Here is a 15,706-nt window from a genome sequence, read left to right on the forward strand (position 1 = left end):
TCACTCTCGGTGGAATGGGAACAAGTTCTACTGTTACCAGCTTGTGAAGTCACGCCATACTTATTGGTAACTTCTCGCCGATCACCCAGCTGTGACTTGGGGTCGGCGGCGCGCGTCCACTGCGTAATCGGAAGCTGCCGGCGTGCCCGGCGGCCGGTGCCGCGGACCGCGGCGGCCGCCGGAGATCGTGGAAACTGTCGCTGTGAACGCCACTGCTGACGACGGCTCACCGGAACGAACGGGCTACCGGCGATCGGCGGGCTCGCCGCGCGGCGAGGCCAGACGCCAGGAACTGCTCGACAGCGTCACCGAGGACCTCGCGGTCAACGGACTCGTGGACTTCTCGCTGCGCCGTGCCGCGCGAGCGGCCGGGGCCACCCACTAGGTGCTGCTCCACCACTTCGACGGAGCCGACGACCGCTTGTCCAGGCGATCGTCCAACTGCGGGAACAGCGGATCGCGAAGGCGTTCGCCGATGGAGATGTCCGCGGAGCGGGAGAAGGTCCGCTTCGTCAGCGGCGGTACGGAGTGTGCCGCCTGGCACTGTCCGGGGACCAACGGCGGCTGCGTGATCATGACCGGCGGTGCCGGGGTGATCAAGGAACCCGCCGCGGTCGCTACGTCGCACCGGCCGGCGTGAAGACGATCGAACGGTCCGCCGGGACCGTCGCATACACGGTCACCGGCGCCGACGGCCCCACGATCGTGTTCAGCGGGTCGGCGCGACACGCCCCTGGGCCAGGAACGTTTCGACGGTCGAAGTGAAGCGCTGCGGGTCGTCCAGCCAGGGGAAGTGGCCGGCGGCCGGTTGGACGGCCACTTCGGCCCGGGGGAACAACTCCGCGATGTCCGCGGCGACACGGGGGAGCGGACCGCTGTCCCGTTCGCCTGCGAGGAGCAGGACCCTCGCGTCCGACGCGGCGATGGCGGCGCGGGTCGCGGCAGGGTCGAAGGCGCCGGCGGAGGCGTAACGGTCCCCGGCGTCGTCATTGCTCTGCTCCACCTCGGCTGCGGCGTGCACCTGAGCGGCGGTGTCCCAACGGCCGTAGAAGAACGGGCTGACGGCGTCCCAGTCGGCGTCGGTCGCGGACCCGGCCCAGACCCGTTCGTAGGCCTCGTGCGCGGCCGGGAACCACGGCTCGGCGCTGCGCAGGGCGGCGGCTTCCCGGCGGTGCTCCTCCGTGAAGTCGACGCCGAGGGCGCGAGCACGGGCGGTGATCAGAGTGAGGCTACGGACGCGCCGTGGGTGCCGGGCGGCATAGAGGATGGCCAGGTCGCCGGCTGCCGAGTGCGCGAGAAGGTCGACGCCTTCCAGGCCGAGATGGTCGCGGAAGGCCTCGACATCGACGACCTGCCGGTCGCAGCGGTAGGTGTCCGGATCGGCAGGGACAGCGGAGTCGCCGGTGCCGCGCGCGTCGAGCATGAGCAGCCGGCGCAGCTTCGACAGTCCGCCGAGATCACCGAGGTACGCGGACGCACGCATCGGTCCACCCGGCAGACAGAGCAGCGGTTCGCCCTCCCCCACGACGTGATAGGCGAGCTCTGTCCCGTCGGGGGCGGTGAAAGTGGGCATGGCCCCATCCTCATCGCCCCGCGACGCCCGCGGCAAGTGGTTGCCGGGGTCTACAGAGCGTCGGGATCGCAGTTGCTCCGGCGGACGCCGATCGCCCGCAGGGCGTTCACGACGTCGGACGGCTCGGAGCCGCGCAGCAGATGGACGGAACCCTTCGCGGCAAGGTGGTGGGCGGGTTCTGCGCCGGTGAGATGGGCGGCGACGATCACGACCGCCGGTGGCGGGCTCAGGGCGCGGAGCTGCTGGCACAGGGCGAGCGGGTCGATGCCGTCGAGCCGGGCGTCGATGATCACGACGTCGGTCAGCAGGGTCCGTGCCAGCGCCAGCACGGTGGCGTCGTCCGTCCCGTGCGCGATGACGCGGAAGTGCCGGTTGGCGTGGATCGCAGAGCGCATGTCGCTGGACGTGTCGCTGTCGTGCTCCATGAGCAGTACCGTCATCACGATCTCATCGTGCGCCACCCGGCGGCGAAGCGCGCGGAGTGGAGCCGCGCTACGCCGTTCGGCCGCGGCTGACCGGGTGTCGCGGAAGCCCGGCCCGCCCTGCCGGACCCTCCGCGACCGCCGCGATCAGAAGTTGATCATGTGCCCTGCCAGGCCGTGGATGGCCTCCTTGACCGCCTCACCCAGCGTCGGGTGGGCGTGCACGTTGCGCGCCACCTCGTGGACCGTGAGATCCCACTGCTGCGCCAGGGTCAGCTCCGGCAGCAGCTCGGTGACTTCGGGACCGATCAGGTGCGCGCCGAGCAGCTCGCCGTGCGTCCGGTCGCTGATCACCTTCACGAAGCCGACCGGGTCGCCGAGACCGTGGGCCTTGCCGTTCGCGGTGAAGGGGAACTTCACCACGTTGACGTCGAAGCCCTTCTCCCGGGCCTGGGCCTCGGTCCAGCCGAAGCTGGCGATCTGCGGCTGGCAGTAGGTGGCCCGCGGAATCATGGTGAAGTCGAGTTCCATGGTCTCGGCGCCGGCGATGGTCTCGACCGCGATCACCGCCATCGACTCCGCCGCGTGCGCCAGCATCAGCTTCGCGGTGACGTCGCCGATCGCGAAGATGTGCGGCACGTTCGTGCGGCCGCGGGCGTCCACGTCGATCGCGCCGCGCTCGGTCAGTCGTACACCGGTGGCCTCCAGGCCGTAGCCGGTGACGCGCGGCGCGAAGCCGATCGCCTGCAGGACCTTGTCGGCCTCCAGGATCTGCTGCTGCCCGTCGCGGGTGACGGTGACCCGCACCTTGGCCGCCGGGTCGCTGTCGTCGATGGACTCGACACGGGTGGACGTCAGGATCTCGATGCCCAGCCGCCGGTAGCGCTTGGCGAGCTCGGCGGAGATCTCGGCGTCCTCCAGCGGCACGACCCGGTCGAGGAACTCGACGATCGTGACCTTCACCCCGTAGTTGTGCAGCACATACGCGAACTCGACGCCGATCGCGCCGGCCCCGGCGATGACGATGCTCTCCGGCAGCGTGTCGGTGAGGATCTGCTCCTCGTAGGTCACGACCCGGTCGCTCAGCGAGGTGCCCGGCAGCAGTCGCGTCGTGGCCCCGGCCGCGACGACGCAGTGATCGAACGTCACCGTCTCGGTCCCACCCGCCCGCAGCGCCACCTGCAGCGTGTGGTCGTCGACGAAGGTGCCCCGCCCGTCGTACTCGGTGATGCCGTTCTTCTTCATCAGATAGTGCACGCCCGCGACGCGGCCGTCGGCGACCTTCCGGCTGCGCAGGTACGCCTCCCGGTAGTCGAAGCTGACCTTGCCCTCGACCTTGATGCCGAAGGTCTTTGCCTCATGGGTGAAGATGTGCGCCAGTTCGGCGTTGCGCAGCAGCGCCTTCGACGGGATACAACCGACGTTCAGGCACACCCCGCCCCAGTACTTCTCCTCGATGACCGCCGCGCGCAGTCCGAGCTGGGTCGCGCGGACGGCGGCGGTGTATCCGCCCGGTCCGGCGCCGAGGACCACGACGTCAAAGTGTGTACTCATGATCCACACCCTAGACACGCGGGACCCGGTCCGAGCGGGCATCCGGGCAAGCGTGCCGTCTCTCACACGGGTCCACCCGGGCCCCCGTGCGCCCGCCGTTCGAGGCCGGGGCAGGGACGCGATGTCCCGCTGACAGGCGCTAACTCCGTATTGGCCATGGTTTTACCGATTGGTGGTACATCATTCGGCGCTGAACCCTACGCTGGCCCCAAGCCCTCCAGCCGGCCTCGCTGACAGCGGTTCGCGCCAGGGGGGCTCGGGAGGGGGCGTGTCATGCAGTGGGGGGCCTACGAGGTTTTCTCGGTTCTCTCGGGGGTCCTACTGATCCTCAGCGCGTTGTTCATACCGGGCTCATCGATGACGGACCGGTTCTGGTCCTTTGCCGGAGGGGCGTTCTTCCTCGGCTACGGCATCTACGTCGCGCAGCAGACGTCCGGGACCTTTACGTTCCCGGTCGCGGTCTTCGTGGTTCCCGTCGCCGCGCTGCTCTATCTGATCGGCAGCGCGCTGGGCCGTTCGGTGCAGACGGAGGGCGGGGGCCGCCCCGCAGGACAGGCGCCCGTGGCCCCACGTCCCACGGATCCACCCTCGGACGACCGGCCGTCGCCGTCACAGGACTGGTAGGCGAGGACATGGGGATCTTCGCCGCGCGGGCCACCAAGCGACTCATCGAAGCCGACCTCGCACCGACGGGCAACTGGCTGAAGCTGCCGTCCGACTGGCCCGCTGTCGACCGGGCCGATCTGCTCACCCTGGCGGCGCTCCACACGCTGACCCAGATCGACGTCGAGGACGCCACCTCCACCTGGGCCGCGGCGGGCGGCAAGGTCAACACGGGCGAGGTGGCGGGCAAGAGCCTGCGGTCCCTGCTCCGTGTCGAGGGCGGGGTCGAGGGCGGCTGCAGGTTCGTGCTGGGCGCGGTCGACCCGGTCGGCGGGTTCACCGGCGACTGGTCGCTCCAGGCCACCCCGGAGGCGGCCGGCGTGCGGCTCGCCGTGCCGTCCTGCCGGACCAGGGAGGATGCCCTGGTCAACGCAGACCTGTTCGCCTGGGTCCGCTCCGCGCACGCGCAGACCCTTTCCGACGGCCCGCCGCTGCGCCTCACCGACGGGCCGCCCCGGCTCGACGGCCTGGTCGAGTCGCAAGCCCTGCGGGCGCCGACGCTCTTCCACGACGCCTCACCGTTCGCCGACGACTACGTGATGCCGCTGCCGAGCGCGTTCCGGGACGGTGTCCGCATCCCTGTCCCCGCGACGGAGCGGGAACCGCTCGTGACGCTGCTGCACGCGTGCGGGCTGCCGGTCGAATCCGGGCCGGGCACGGACCAGGGCCTCTGCGCGGTGGACCTGGACGGCGGCCGTCCGGGACCGGCCGCGCGGCTGCGCCTGGTCGGCGGCCTGCCCGGCATGGACAGCGACGAACTCGTCATCGAACTCCCGCAGGAGTCGGAGCTGGGCCGCCGGCGCACCTTCCGCGCCACGGTCTGTCTGTTGTGGCGCATCGCGGACCGCGGCCGCGTCGTGTGCCCGCGGACGGTGCAGACCCTCGTCGGGTATCTGGAGGACTGCGGCGTCGACCGCTCAGATCCCGATCGCCAGGCCGTGTTCCGGCCCACCTGGAATCCGGACCTGCCCCTCGGCGTGGTCCCACTGCGATCAGGAACCTCGCTTCCGGTCGCGCTCTGCGTCCGCGGTCACGGGGATTCGCTGATGGACTGCCTGGCAGCGGCCCAGACCTGGCTGGTGGTCAGAGAACGCACCTGGACCCACGGGATGCGGGCAGCCTCCCGCCGGAACAACAGGGTCTACTCGATGCGCCGGCCGGCGTTCCTCACCCGGGACGGGAACCGGCTGCCGTATCTGCGGTACGCCCACACGGGTGTCGCGGATGTGGAAACAGTGGTGCTGACCAGCGCGGACAAGATGTGGTTCTGGGAGTGCGTCCTCAGGTCCTCCGTGGGTGCGGACGGCGTGCGCGAGAGCGTCCTGCTGGTCGACGGGTTGAGCCAGACCGACGGCCTTCTGGGCTACGGCGCGGAACTGCTGCGGCTGCTCGGCGCGTTCGCCCGGCTGGTGCAGTCCGCGGAACCCGCGGCCGGGATCCGGACGATCACTCTGGAGCTGTGAGCCAGGGGCGTTCGGACGGGACTTCGACGAAGCGACCTACCGCAGCACGTGCACCGCGGCGGAGAAGACGGCGGGCAGGCGGGAGGCGGCCGGGACGACGAGGCGCGCGGTGCGCGGGTGGCGGCCGGCCGTCAGCAGCGCACCGGTCAGGAGGCGGTGGCGCCGTGTCAGCCGCGTCCATGCCGCCTCGTACGCTTCCGGCCGTCCGCCGAGCAGACTCCGCACCGCGGCCTCGGCGCTCTGCAGACCCAGTGCGATGCCCTCGCCGGTGAGCGCATCGGTGTATCCCGCGGCATCGCCGACGAGCAGAACCCGGCCGGCGACCCGGCGGCGTACCCGCTGGCGCAGCGGCCCGGCGCCGCGCACCGCGGTCGCGGCGGCGCCCCGAAGCCGCGCGGACAGCGCGGGAAAGGCGGCGAGCTGGTCGTCGTAACCGCGCCGGCTCCGGCTCAGTACGGCCACGCCCACCAGGTCGTCGGCGACCGGCGTCACGTAGGCCTCGCCGTGGGAGGACCAGTGCACCTCGACGAAGTCCGTCCACGGTTCCACCCGGTAGTGCCGGCGCAGCCCGTACCGTCCCTCCGCGCGATCCGGAAGGGCCAACCCCAGGCCGCGGCGCACGGGGGAGTGCAGTCCATCGGCGGCGATCAGCCACCGTGCTGTCATCCCCGCGGCGACCACCTGGTCCGCCGACTGGCGCACCTCGGACACCTTGCCGGTCACCATCTCCACCCCGAGATCCCGGGCGCGTTGGTGCAGTGCCGCGTGGAGGGTGGTGCGGCGGATCCCGAGCCCGGTGCCGTCACGGAAACCGGCCTCGGCCCGGCGGGTGGCGTCGAGGTAGCGGATACCGCGCAGTTCGCGGCCGGCGACGTCGATGCCCAGCGCCCGCAAGGCGGCGACACCGCCCGGCATGACGCCTTCCCCGCAGGCCTTGTCCACGGGAGCGGTCCTGGGCTCCACGACGACGGCGCGCATCCCGGCGAGAGCGGCGTGCATGGCGGCGGCCAGCCCCGCGGGCCCTCCACCGGCCACCAGGAGGTCGATCACGCCGTCGCGTCCAGGCCGGCGGATCCCGGCACTCCGGCCGGTTCGGGCCGCGGTCCGGCGGCCCCGGCCAGGGCCTCGTTCTCGCAGCGGACCCGCACGGCGAGCAGCGCGGCGTTCAGGACGGTGAAGGCGACGGCGGTGACCCAGGCGGTGTGCGCCAGGGGAAGGGCCAGGCCTTCGGCGACGACGGCGACGTAGTTGGGGTGGCCGAGCCACCGGTAGGGCCCGCCGGTCACCAACGGCATCCCGGGAATGACGATCACGCGGGTGTTCCAGCGTGGCCCCAGGGTGCTGATGCACCACCACCGGAGGCCTTGTGCCGCCACCACCACGGCCAGCATCGGCCATCCCAGGGCGGGTACGAAGGGGCGGTCGGCGAGCCCCGCCTCGATCAGGCACCCCGCGAGGAGCGCGGTGTGCAGGGCGACCATGGCCGGGTAGTGACCCTGTCCTGCCACGACCGCGCCGCGGGACATGCTCCACCGCTCGTTGCGCCGGGCGACGACGAGTTCGGCGATCCGCTCGGCGGCGACCGCCGCCACCAACAGTGCGTACCAGATCATGCAGTCCTCCGACCTACCAGCGCAGCAGCACCAGTTCGCAGCAGAAACCGGGCCCCATCGCCAACAGCAGCCCCGGGGCGCCCGCCGCTGGGCGGCTCTCCGCCCAGGTATCGCGCAGTACGTGCAGGACCGACGACGAGGAGAGGTTCCCGACGGCGGCCAGGTGCCGCCACGTCACGTCCAGCGCCCCGTCCCGTAGTTCGAGGCTCTCCGAGACCGCCTCCAGAACCCTGGGCCCGCCCGGGTGGCACACCCAGGTGGTCACGTCCTTCGGTTTCAGCCCGTGCTCGCTCAGGAATCCCGTGACGTCGTCCGCGAGGTGGCGGCGCACCACGTCGGGGACGGCGGGATCCAGCACGACCTTGAAACCGGAGTTGGTGATGCTCCAGCCCATGACCTGTTCGGTGTCGGGGTACAGCCGGCTGCGGGTCGCCACGATCGTCGGCCCCGACGGTACGGGCGCCCCGGCGGACGGCTCGGCGGCGCGCTCGGCGCCGCAGGCCACGACCGCGGCGGCGCCGTCGCCGAACAGGGCCGTCGCCACCAGGTTGGCCATGGAGTCGTCGTTGCGCTGGAAGGTGAGCGAGCAGAGCTCGACCGACAGCAGCACCGCCACGTGGTCCGGCCGCCCGAGCAGGTAGTCGTGCACCCGGGCCAGTCCGGCGGCTCCCCCGACACAGCCGAGACCGAACAGTGGCATGCGCTTGACGTCCTCGCGCAGTCCGAGCCGTCCGACGAGCCGTGCGTCGATCGACGGGGTGGCGATGCCGGTGACCGAGGTGAACATCAGGAGATCGACGTCGGAGGGGGCGAGCCCCGCCGTGCGCAGCGCCCCGCGGATCACCTGGGAGCCCAGCGTCGTGGCCCCGGCGATGAAGGCGTCGTTGGCGGCGCCGAAGCCGTCGAGTTCCGCGTACCGGTCGAGCGGCAGCGTCATATGGCGCGAACGGACCTGGGATCCCTGATGGAGCCGGTCCAGCACCCGGCGGTCGGAGTTCGCTGGCAGACAGGTGCGCGCCACTATGTCCGTGATCTCGGCCTGCTCGTGACGGTGGGGCGCCAGGGCGCCGTGAACGGCTGCGATACGGGTCATGGGACTCCCGACGTGGGGGCGGGGCCTGCTCGGGAACTTCGCCCGGGACAGGCATTCAACACCCGGTGATCGCCAGGACACGCTGCGACACGGCCGGAGGTGCCTAGGATCGCCCCATGGCCACCCCCGAGCACCCGACCGCCGGTGCCCCCTCCGCCCGTCGGGGCGGAGGGGGCACCGGCTCGACGTGGTTCCGGGCGCGGGCCCTCGCGGGGTCCTGCCACCCCGGGCCGACGGCGGCTGTCACGGTGCTGTTGACCGTCCTGGCCCGGGCCGCGGGCCACAACGCCGTGAGCACCGCGCTGATCGCCGCGGCCGTCCTGACCGGCCAGTTGTCGGTAGGCTGGTGCAACGACGCGTTCGACGCGCGCCGGGACATCGCCGCCGGCCGCCGCGACAAGCCGATCGCGGCCGGCGCGGTCGGCGTCAGGACCGTGTGGACGGCCGCGTGGTGCGCCCTGGCCCTGTGCGTGCCGCTGTCGCTCGCCTGCGGTCCGCTCGCGGGGACCGTCCATCTGGCGGGGGTCGCCGCGGCCTGGGCGTACGACCTGCGCCTCAAGTCGACGGCCTGGTCCTGGCTGCCCTACGCGGCGGGCTTCGCGAGCCTGCCGGCCTTCGTTGCGCTGAGCCTGCCGGGGCACCCGTGGCCGGCCTGGTGGCTCGTCTGCGCGGGAGCGCTGTTGGGCGTGGGCGCCCACTTGGGCGATGTACTGCCGGACATCCGCGACGACCTCGCGGCCGGCGTCCGGGGGTGGCCGCAGCGACTGGGCACCTCCGCCACCCGCCTGTTGCTCCCGCTGCCGTTGGTGGCCGCGACCGCGCTGCTGGTCCTCGGACCCCCCGGTCCACCCGGCGCCCGGAGCGCGGCGGCACTTCTCGCCGCCGTACTCGTCGCCGTTGCCGGATCGGTGGTGGGCCGTCAGTGGGAGCGGGCGGCCTTCGCCGCGGCCGTCGTGGTGGCGGCGCTGGACGTGGCCCTGCTCGTGGGCCGCGGTGCGGCGATCATCTGACCGGGTCCTCCGCGGGGGAGATCCGCCGGGTGAGCGCGCGGCCTCCCACTGCGATGACGAGTGCGCCGGCGATCAGGGCCGCCGCCACCGCGAACGTGATCCGCATACCGGTGGCAACGGCGTCGGGGGCCGCTGTGGTGATGTCGTTCGTCGCCGCCGCGAGGGCGAACACGGCGCCCATGACGGAGGCGCCGGTGATGAGACCGAGATTGCGCGAGAGATTGAGCATGCCGGAGATGATGCCCCGCCGGTCCGGCGGGACATCTGTCATGACGGCGGTGTTGTTGGCCGTCTGGAACACCGCGTAGCCGGCGGTGATGACGACGATGGGGACGAGGTAGCCGGCGATGCCGAGGCCCGCCGGTGTGAGGGACAGGATCAACGAGCCGGCCGTCATGGCGACGAGTCCGAGGACGGTCATACGGTGGGCGCCGAAACGGTCCGCGATCCGGCCGGCGGGTACTCCGGTGAGCGCGGCGACCAGCGGACCGACGGACAGCACCAGTCCGACCAGCGCCTCATGGAGCCCGAGCGCACGGGCGAGATAGAACGGCCCGACCACCAGCGTGGCCATCATGACCGTCGAGACGAGCGCACTCATGGCGAGGCTCGCGCTCAGCGCGGGATCGCGGAACATCGCCAAGCGGATCAGAGGTGATGCCGCCATGGTCTCCGCGCGGACGAAGAGACCGACACCGATGGCGGCAGCCACCAGCAGAGCCACGTTGAGCGAACCGAAACTTCCGCGCCCCATGGTCATGGCGAGCGCATAGGCCGCGAGGGTCAGCGCGAGCAGCAGCGTTCCCACCCGGTCGAAGGCCGCCCGGTCGGTCCTGGGTCTCTGCCGGTCGACGGGCAGATGACGGTGCGCGAGGAAGAGAGCCAGGATGCCCAGCGGTGCGTTGACAAGGAAGATCGCCCGCCAGCCGGGTCCCGCGATCAGAGCGCCGCCCAGCGACGGACCGAGGGCGGTGCCGACCGCGGACATCGTTCCGAGCAGCCCCATGGCGCTGCCGGTTCGTGCTTTCGGCACCGTCTCACCGACGAACGCCATGGTGAGCGCCATCATGATGGCCGCTCCGAGCCCCTGCGCCGCCCGGGCGGCGATCAGCGACCAGAGCGTGGGCGCGAGACCGCACAGCACCGAGGCCGCCGTGAACAGGAGGATTCCGCCCAGCAGCAGCCGTCGGCGGCCGATGAGGTCACCGAGCCGCCCGACGCTGACGATCACGGTGGTGATGGCCAGCAGATACGCGAGGACGATCCACTGGACCTGCTGGAACGAGGCGGTGAATGCCTGGGCCAGTGTCGGCAGGGCGACATTGGCGACGCTGGTGCCGAGCGAGGACAGCAACATGGACAGCGAGAGCCCGGCGAGCGCCCACCTGACCGAAGGCGTCGGCACCGTATGCCCGGCCGCTGTCGCGTCTGGTCCCGCACTGATGATTTTCACGGTGAACTCCGTCTCCTGGTGACTCGTGAACTCGCGAACTCGCGCACTCGGTAGGCCCGGCAAGGTCAGGCAGCAGGGCGCACGCCCGTGAAGACTGTGGTGGCGGAGAGCAGGAAGGCGCCCGGCCGGCGCAGGATGCCTTCCGGTGCCTGGGGATCGATCAGCACGTCGAGCGTCGAGCGGTCGTCCGCGTCCAGGTGGTCACTCATCGATTCCCGCAGCCGGTTCAGATGCGTGTGCAGGAAGGTGCGGGCCGCCTCACCGAGCGGTGCCGGCAGGTCGAGCAGCGACGTGAAACCGCCGGTGCGGACGAGCCCGGCGCGGCCGAGCATCGCGGGCCAGTCCTCGGCCACGGAGATGCTGCCGGGCAACTCGGCCCGCATCGTCTCGAACCACTGCTCCTGGGCGGCGTCGAGCCGGGCCTGGAGACCCGGCCGGCCGATGCCGATGTCGCGCGGGAGGAAACGCGCCGGCAGGCCGCCCTCCGCCACGGCGAGCAGCCCGCCGGGCCGCAGCAGCCCGGCAAGCGCGTCCAGCGCGCCCTGCTGATCGCCGAGGTGGTGCACGGCCTTGCTGCTCCAGATCACGTCCGCGGTGCCGAGTCCGCCCTCCCCGTGCTCGTCACCACCGTCCAGACCTTCGGGAAGCTCCGCGTGCCGGACGGCCACCCGGCCGCCGAGGCCGAGCCGCCCGGCACGGGCCAGGGCACGGTCCAGCAGCCCGGGTGTGCCGTCCACGGCGACCACCTCGGCGTTCGCGAAGGTCTCGGCGAGCACACAGGTCATCACGCCCGGTCCGCTGCCGATGTCGAGGACGCGCCGGACCTCCTTCTCCGGCCCGAGCCGCTCGCTCAGAACGGCCGCGATCCGCCGGAGGACCGGGAGCTGCAACTCGCCGCTGGTCTCCAGCTGGGCGGCCATGACCTCCCAGCCGATGTCGGTGTGGTGGTGCCCGTGGGCGTGTGTGTGGCCGGAGGCGCTGTGTGGGTTCATGGCGAGGAGCGTGCACCTGCCGGGAACGCAGCGGCAACTTTTGTTGCCAATTCCGGGACAGCGGGATGGAATGCCCGCATGGACACCCCGCCGCCCCACCAAGCGGTCCTCGACGAGGTCGCCCCCCGGCTCAGACGGCTGCGCGCCGAGCACGGCCTGACCCTGGCCGCGCTCGCCGAGGCGACCGGCATCTCCAAGAGCACCCTTTCCCGGCTGGAGTCCGGACAGCGCCGCCCCAGCCTGGAACTGCTGCTGCCGCTCGCCGGCGCCTACCACGTGGCTCTGGACGAGCTGGTCGGCGCCCCTGAAGTGGGGGATCCCCGGGTGCGGTTGACCCCCCGTGCCTTGCCCAACGGCGGTACGTCCGTAGCCCTGTCCCGGAGTCCGGGCCGCCTTCAGGCGTACAAGATGGTCATCCCCGACCGGGGTGCCGAGCCGGTTCTCCGTACGCACGAGGGCTATGAGTGGCTGTATGTGCTGGACGGCCGGCTACGGCTCGTCCTCGCCGAGCACGATCTGGTCCTCGGCCCCGGCGAGGTCGCCGAGTGGGACACCCGGCTGCCCCACTGGTTCGGCAGCGCGGACGGGCGGCCCGTGGAGATCCTCAGCCTCTTCGGGAGGCAGGGGGAGCGTATGCACGTCCGCGCCAAGCCCAGTGCATGACGGGGCCCGGATGGCCCATGGCCGGGGGCGGACGCGGCTCGTGACACGGACAGTGGAGACGTATGTCCGTAGCCGTTCGAGCGCAGCCACCCACCTGGAGACAGCGATGACGTGCATCAACCGACGGGACCTCGGTCTGCTCACCCTCCGGGTCGGCACCGGGGCGGTGCTGATGGCCCACGGGACGCAGAAGCTGTTCGGCTGGTTCGGCGGAGGGGGCCTGGACGGGACCGCGGCCGCGATGGAGCACATGGGGTTCACGCCCGGCCGGGAGAGCGCGCTCGCCGCCGGTCTCGGTGAGGCGGGCGGTGGAGCGCTGCTCGCACTGGGCCTGGGCACCCCCGCCGCCGGGGCGGCAGCGGCGGGTGCCATGGCGGGTGCCGTGGCGGTCCACGCGCCGGCCGGATTCTTCGCCCAGGGCGGCGGCTTCGAATACCCCGCGTTCCTCGGGTTCACCGCCGCCACGGTAGGTATCGCGGGGGCGGGCCGCTACGCCCTGGACCACGCCACCGGCCACCGTTTCGACCGGCCGTGGGTGGTCGCGGTGGCCTTCGTCGGCAGTGCGCTGATGGCCGCCGCCGTCGTCACGAAGCGGGCCAACGCGCAGGCGGACGAGGGCGACGACGAGGAGGACGACTTCGCACAGGACGACGGTGAAACGTCATGACGAGAAGCCGATGTGCACATGGTCGTGATGCGTGTCGTCGGAGAAGAACTGACTTGACGTCACACCTCCCGACAGCAGCACGGGGCCGCCGACGTTGTACGAGCCCGCCGCCGCGGCGGCCCGCATGAACGCGGTGATCAGTGCGCGTGGGGTGGCCGGGTCGACCACCGGGTGGCCGTCGATGCGCCAGACGTCGAAGGCCCTGCCGACCGGATGGTCACTGGGACGGCTGGTGCCGAACACGTCCAGCGGATGGCCGGACCGCACCACGCTCACCGACATCCGGTAGGTGTCGGCCAGCCGCAGCATCGCCTGGAGCACGCTGTCGTGCACGGTGCCGCTGCGGATGTCGGCGGCCGACGCGGGCGGCAGTTCGATGGTCGAGCGGGCCAGCACCGCGCGTGTCGCCGCGCTCGGTGACGTGGCGGCAGGCTCGGCGACCGCCGGGTGCAGCGCGGTGACGCTCCAGCCGGAGCCCGTCCGGCTCAGCCGTACGTCCACCGTGGTGCCGCCGTTGATGACGGCTCCGGTGCCGTTCCTGCTCCACTGGCGGCACACCACCAGGACGCTCGCGGTGTCGGCCAGGAGGCCGCCGTACTGCGCGTCGATCACCTGCAGACTCGCTTCGTCCCCCGATCCCAGCAGACTGCCGGCCTGCGACGCGAGTTGGCCCGCGAGCGCGGCGGGAATGCCGAGCGCGGCGGCCCGCGCCGCGGCCCGGCGCTCCCCGGCCTGCCCGGCCCGCCACGATCCGAGCGCCTCGATCAGCGCCACGGCACTCCGTTTGGCCGCGGGTTCGATCTCGCCCGGACCCGGCCGCCAGGGCGCGGCTACGGGAAGCGTCGCGCTGGGACGTACGGACGACGCGGGTGCGGCGGTCGAGGTGGTCGAGGTGGTCGAGGTGGTCGATGTGGACGGTGCAGCTGTGGTGGACGGTGTCTGCGGCCCGGAGCTGCGCGAGGTGCCGGTGGACGACGGCGCCGTCGTGCCGTTCGAACACCCCGTCGCCCACACCAGTACGGACGACGCGCCCCACAACAGCGACCGGCGTCCGACAGGACCGGCGGCGGGGCGGGCGGGAGGCGTGGCCATTTGCGGCTCCTCGGACGAGGCGGCGTCAGGGCGCGACCAGTATCCGCCCGAGGAGGCTCAGCAGCGGGTTGCCACGGCGCAGGTCAGGCGGTGAGCCGCGGATTGCGCGGATAGGCGCTGAAGGCGTCGGCCCGCAGCGGGGCTTCGCCGGTCACGATGTGGTGCGGGGTGAACTGCACCCGGCGTCCGGTCCCGCCGTCGTCGCCGGGAGCGCCCGGCTCCGCCCACCGGACCTCGGCCGAGCCGGAGAGGTGAAGGGTGGCGCCGGTGGCGAAGTCCACGAACAGCAGGGCGGCGGTGTCGTCGACGGCGAGGTTGCCCAGGCTGTTGAACATGTTGTTGCCCGGGTAGTCCGGCCACCACAGGCCGTCGGGCCGGACACGGACGAAGCCGGGCGAGCCACCGCGGTGGGAGGCGTCCGCACCGCGGGTCGGATGGGTGGTGCCCAGGAAGAACGTGTCGGCCCGTTCGATCAACCGCAGGTCGTCGGCGTCCAGGGTCGTGTGGCGTCCGTCCGTGCCCGTCCCCGCCCCGGAGCCCGCTCCGGATCCAGGGCGGAGACGGCGCTGCTGGATGTACTGCGGGCAGTTGCCGTACGCCTGGTCGACCGACACGGTGAAGCCGGTGTCGTCGAGGGCGTCCAGGGTGCCGTTGACGCGCAGCCTGCGACGGGTCGCGAAGTCGATCGCGACGAGGCCGACCGGCTGCGCGGGTGCCGGCCCCGGTGCGGCCAGCGGATCGCCCGGCGAGGGCAGCGCGTGGACCCGCAGGGTCGTGTCGTGGCCGTCGAGAAAGCCCGGGGCGCCGCGCAGGGGTGAGGTCCACAGCGTTCCGTCGTGGTCCCGGGCGGTGAGGACGACCAGGTCACGCGCTTCCAGGAAGCGGCTCGCGCCCCCGGTGAGGTCCGGTGGCGCGAGCATGCCCGACAGCCGGGCGGCCGCGCCGAGCGATCCGGCGCGGCGCTGGACCGCGAGTTCTCCGTCGTGGAATCCGGTGGGGGCGGTCGTGGGAGCTGTCCTGGCGGCTGCGCCGGTCTGCGGGAGCTGGGACATCGTGAACGCCTTCCGTGGGAGCACTCACCGGTACTAATGGATAGAATAAGCTCCATCCATTAATACAATGCCACGGATGCCCGCTCATGGCAAATGGCTGGATGGTCTTGTATCCGTTAGCTCGGAGGGGGTCGGGCGCGTGGGCCGGCTGCCCAGCCGGCGCAGGGCGAGGAGGCCGCCGATACCGGGGATCAGTGTCAGGGCCGTGGTGCGCGGGGTTCTGTCCGGGTCACGGGCGCCGGCGACGATGGTGAACAGATAGGCGCAGCCGTGGACAGGGCCGGCCGGCGACGAGATCGCGGGCAGGTGCGCGGTGAACAGATTGGCCAACAGGATCACGAGGGAGGCCAGTTCGACGGCGGCGGAGACGCGCAGCGGCTGCCGGGTGCGGTTCAT

At 72.0% G+C, this 15,706-nt stretch carries 19 protein-coding genes; 8 read left to right on the forward strand and 11 right to left on the reverse strand.

Annotated elements, in window-relative coordinates:
- Positions 1 to 202: 202 nt before the first annotated feature.
- Positions 203 to 385 carry a hypothetical protein gene (locus G3I60_RS01015; RefSeq protein ID WP_203671829.1) on the forward strand — a complete coding sequence of 61 codons (183 nt, stop codon included), beginning with the start codon at positions 203 to 205 and terminating at the stop codon, positions 383 to 385.
- A gap of 90 nt (positions 386 to 475) precedes the next feature.
- A complete protein-coding gene (locus tag G3I60_RS01020) occupies positions 476 to 640 on the forward strand; it encodes a hypothetical protein (RefSeq protein ID WP_203671832.1) in 165 nt (54 codons plus the stop codon).
- A 69-nt stretch (positions 641 to 709) separates the two neighbouring features.
- Here G3I60_RS01020 and G3I60_RS01025 read toward each other — a convergent pair whose 3' ends face one another.
- The 3 genes from G3I60_RS01025 to lpdA form a co-directional block, all read right to left on the reverse strand.
- Entirely contained in the window at positions 710 to 1,573 is an 864-nt protein-coding gene (locus G3I60_RS01025) for an alpha/beta fold hydrolase (RefSeq protein WP_164292614.1), read from the reverse strand.
- A gap of 50 nt (positions 1,574 to 1,623) precedes the next feature.
- Complete coding sequence (locus tag G3I60_RS01030) at positions 1,624 to 2,013, reverse strand: response regulator (protein WP_164292613.1); 390 nt, start codon at positions 2,011 to 2,013, stop codon at positions 1,624 to 1,626.
- 129 nt (positions 2,014 to 2,142) lie between these two features.
- Positions 2,143 to 3,549 (reverse strand): dihydrolipoyl dehydrogenase, encoded by a 1,407-nt coding sequence (gene lpdA, locus G3I60_RS01035; protein WP_138351487.1) that lies wholly within the window; start codon positions 3,547 to 3,549, stop codon positions 2,143 to 2,145.
- A 357-nt stretch (positions 3,550 to 3,906) separates the two neighbouring features.
- Between lpdA and G3I60_RS44425 the strand changes: the two genes are divergently transcribed.
- On the forward strand, positions 3,907 to 4,173 hold the full coding sequence (locus G3I60_RS44425; protein WP_203671833.1) for a hypothetical protein: 267 nt from the start codon (positions 3,907 to 3,909) through the stop codon (positions 4,171 to 4,173).
- Positions 4,174 to 4,181: 8 nt separating this feature from the next.
- Complete coding sequence (locus G3I60_RS01045; RefSeq protein WP_164292612.1) at positions 4,182 to 5,675, forward strand: hypothetical protein; 1,494 nt, start codon at positions 4,182 to 4,184, stop codon at positions 5,673 to 5,675.
- 36 nt (positions 5,676 to 5,711) lie between these two features.
- On the opposite strand, the gene G3I60_RS01050 is transcribed toward G3I60_RS01045, so the two are convergent.
- Genes G3I60_RS01050 through G3I60_RS01060 form a run of 3 tightly spaced genes read right to left on the reverse strand, consistent with a single transcriptional unit; the run spans position 5,712 to position 8,381 of the window.
- On the reverse strand, positions 5,712 to 6,725 hold the full coding sequence (locus tag G3I60_RS01050; protein WP_164292611.1) for an NAD(P)/FAD-dependent oxidoreductase: 1,014 nt from the start codon (positions 6,723 to 6,725) through the stop codon (positions 5,712 to 5,714).
- Entirely contained in the window at positions 6,722 to 7,288 is a 567-nt protein-coding gene (locus G3I60_RS01055) for an isoprenylcysteine carboxyl methyltransferase family protein (RefSeq protein WP_138351490.1), read from the reverse strand. Before G3I60_RS01055 ends, G3I60_RS01050 begins: the two co-directional genes overlap by 4 nt.
- A 13-nt stretch (positions 7,289 to 7,301) precedes the next feature.
- Complete coding sequence (locus tag G3I60_RS01060) at positions 7,302 to 8,381, reverse strand: type III polyketide synthase (protein ID WP_164292610.1); 1,080 nt, start codon at positions 8,379 to 8,381, stop codon at positions 7,302 to 7,304.
- Between the two features lie 116 nt (positions 8,382 to 8,497).
- On the opposite strand from G3I60_RS01060, the gene G3I60_RS01065 reads away from it, so the two are divergent.
- On the forward strand, positions 8,498 to 9,391 hold the full coding sequence (locus G3I60_RS01065; RefSeq protein ID WP_164292609.1) for a UbiA family prenyltransferase: 894 nt from the start codon (positions 8,498 to 8,500) through the stop codon (positions 9,389 to 9,391).
- Here G3I60_RS01065 and G3I60_RS01070 read toward each other — a convergent pair.
- Positions 9,384 to 10,844, reverse strand: coding sequence for an MFS transporter (locus G3I60_RS01070; protein ID WP_343240783.1), 1,461 nt, complete (start codon positions 10,842 to 10,844; stop codon positions 9,384 to 9,386). The genes G3I60_RS01065 and G3I60_RS01070 overlap by 8 nt on opposite strands.
- Positions 10,845 to 10,909: 65 nt before the next feature.
- The gene (locus G3I60_RS01075; RefSeq protein ID WP_164292608.1) at positions 10,910 to 11,836 is read right to left on the reverse strand and encodes a trans-aconitate 2-methyltransferase; all 927 of its coding nucleotides are present in this window, start codon (positions 11,834 to 11,836) and stop codon (positions 10,910 to 10,912) included.
- A gap of 78 nt (positions 11,837 to 11,914) precedes the next feature.
- Here G3I60_RS01075 and G3I60_RS01080 point away from each other — a divergent pair, with 78 nt between their 5' ends.
- Both G3I60_RS01080 and G3I60_RS01085 read left to right on the forward strand, forming a co-directional pair.
- Positions 11,915 to 12,499: a helix-turn-helix domain-containing protein gene (locus G3I60_RS01080; protein WP_138351494.1), complete on the forward strand. Its 585-nt coding sequence runs from the start codon at positions 11,915 to 11,917 to the stop codon at positions 12,497 to 12,499.
- Between the two features lie 106 nt (positions 12,500 to 12,605).
- On the forward strand, positions 12,606 to 13,166 hold the full coding sequence (locus G3I60_RS01085) for a DoxX family protein (RefSeq protein ID WP_164292607.1): 561 nt from the start codon (positions 12,606 to 12,608) through the stop codon (positions 13,164 to 13,166).
- On the opposite strand, the gene G3I60_RS01090 is transcribed toward G3I60_RS01085, so the two are convergent.
- Complete coding sequence (locus G3I60_RS01090) at positions 13,161 to 13,940, reverse strand: hypothetical protein (RefSeq protein WP_343240782.1); 780 nt, start codon at positions 13,938 to 13,940, stop codon at positions 13,161 to 13,163. The genes G3I60_RS01085 and G3I60_RS01090 overlap by 6 nt on opposite strands.
- Before the next feature lie 10 nt (positions 13,941 to 13,950).
- Here G3I60_RS01090 and G3I60_RS01095 point away from each other — a divergent pair, with 10 nt between their 5' ends.
- Positions 13,951 to 14,352, forward strand: a complete 402-nt coding sequence (locus G3I60_RS01095) for a hypothetical protein (protein WP_164292606.1) — start codon at positions 13,951 to 13,953, stop codon at positions 14,350 to 14,352.
- On the opposite strand, the gene G3I60_RS01100 is transcribed toward G3I60_RS01095, so the two are convergent.
- Both G3I60_RS01100 and G3I60_RS01105 read right to left on the reverse strand, forming a co-directional pair.
- Positions 14,342 to 15,310, reverse strand: coding sequence for a pyridoxamine 5'-phosphate oxidase family protein (locus G3I60_RS01100; protein WP_164292605.1), 969 nt, complete (start codon positions 15,308 to 15,310; stop codon positions 14,342 to 14,344). The two genes, G3I60_RS01095 and G3I60_RS01100, sit on opposite strands and share 11 nt — an antisense overlap.
- Positions 15,311 to 15,394: 84 nt before the next feature.
- The gene (locus G3I60_RS01105; RefSeq protein ID WP_164292604.1) at positions 15,395 to 15,706 is read right to left on the reverse strand and encodes a DUF3817 domain-containing protein; all 312 of its coding nucleotides are present in this window, start codon (positions 15,704 to 15,706) and stop codon (positions 15,395 to 15,397) included.

Origin of the sequence: Streptomyces sp. SID13666 (assembly GCF_010548325.1) — a bacterium.
Classification (GTDB): Bacteria; Actinomycetota; Actinomycetes; order Streptomycetales; family Streptomycetaceae; genus Actinacidiphila; species Actinacidiphila fildesensis.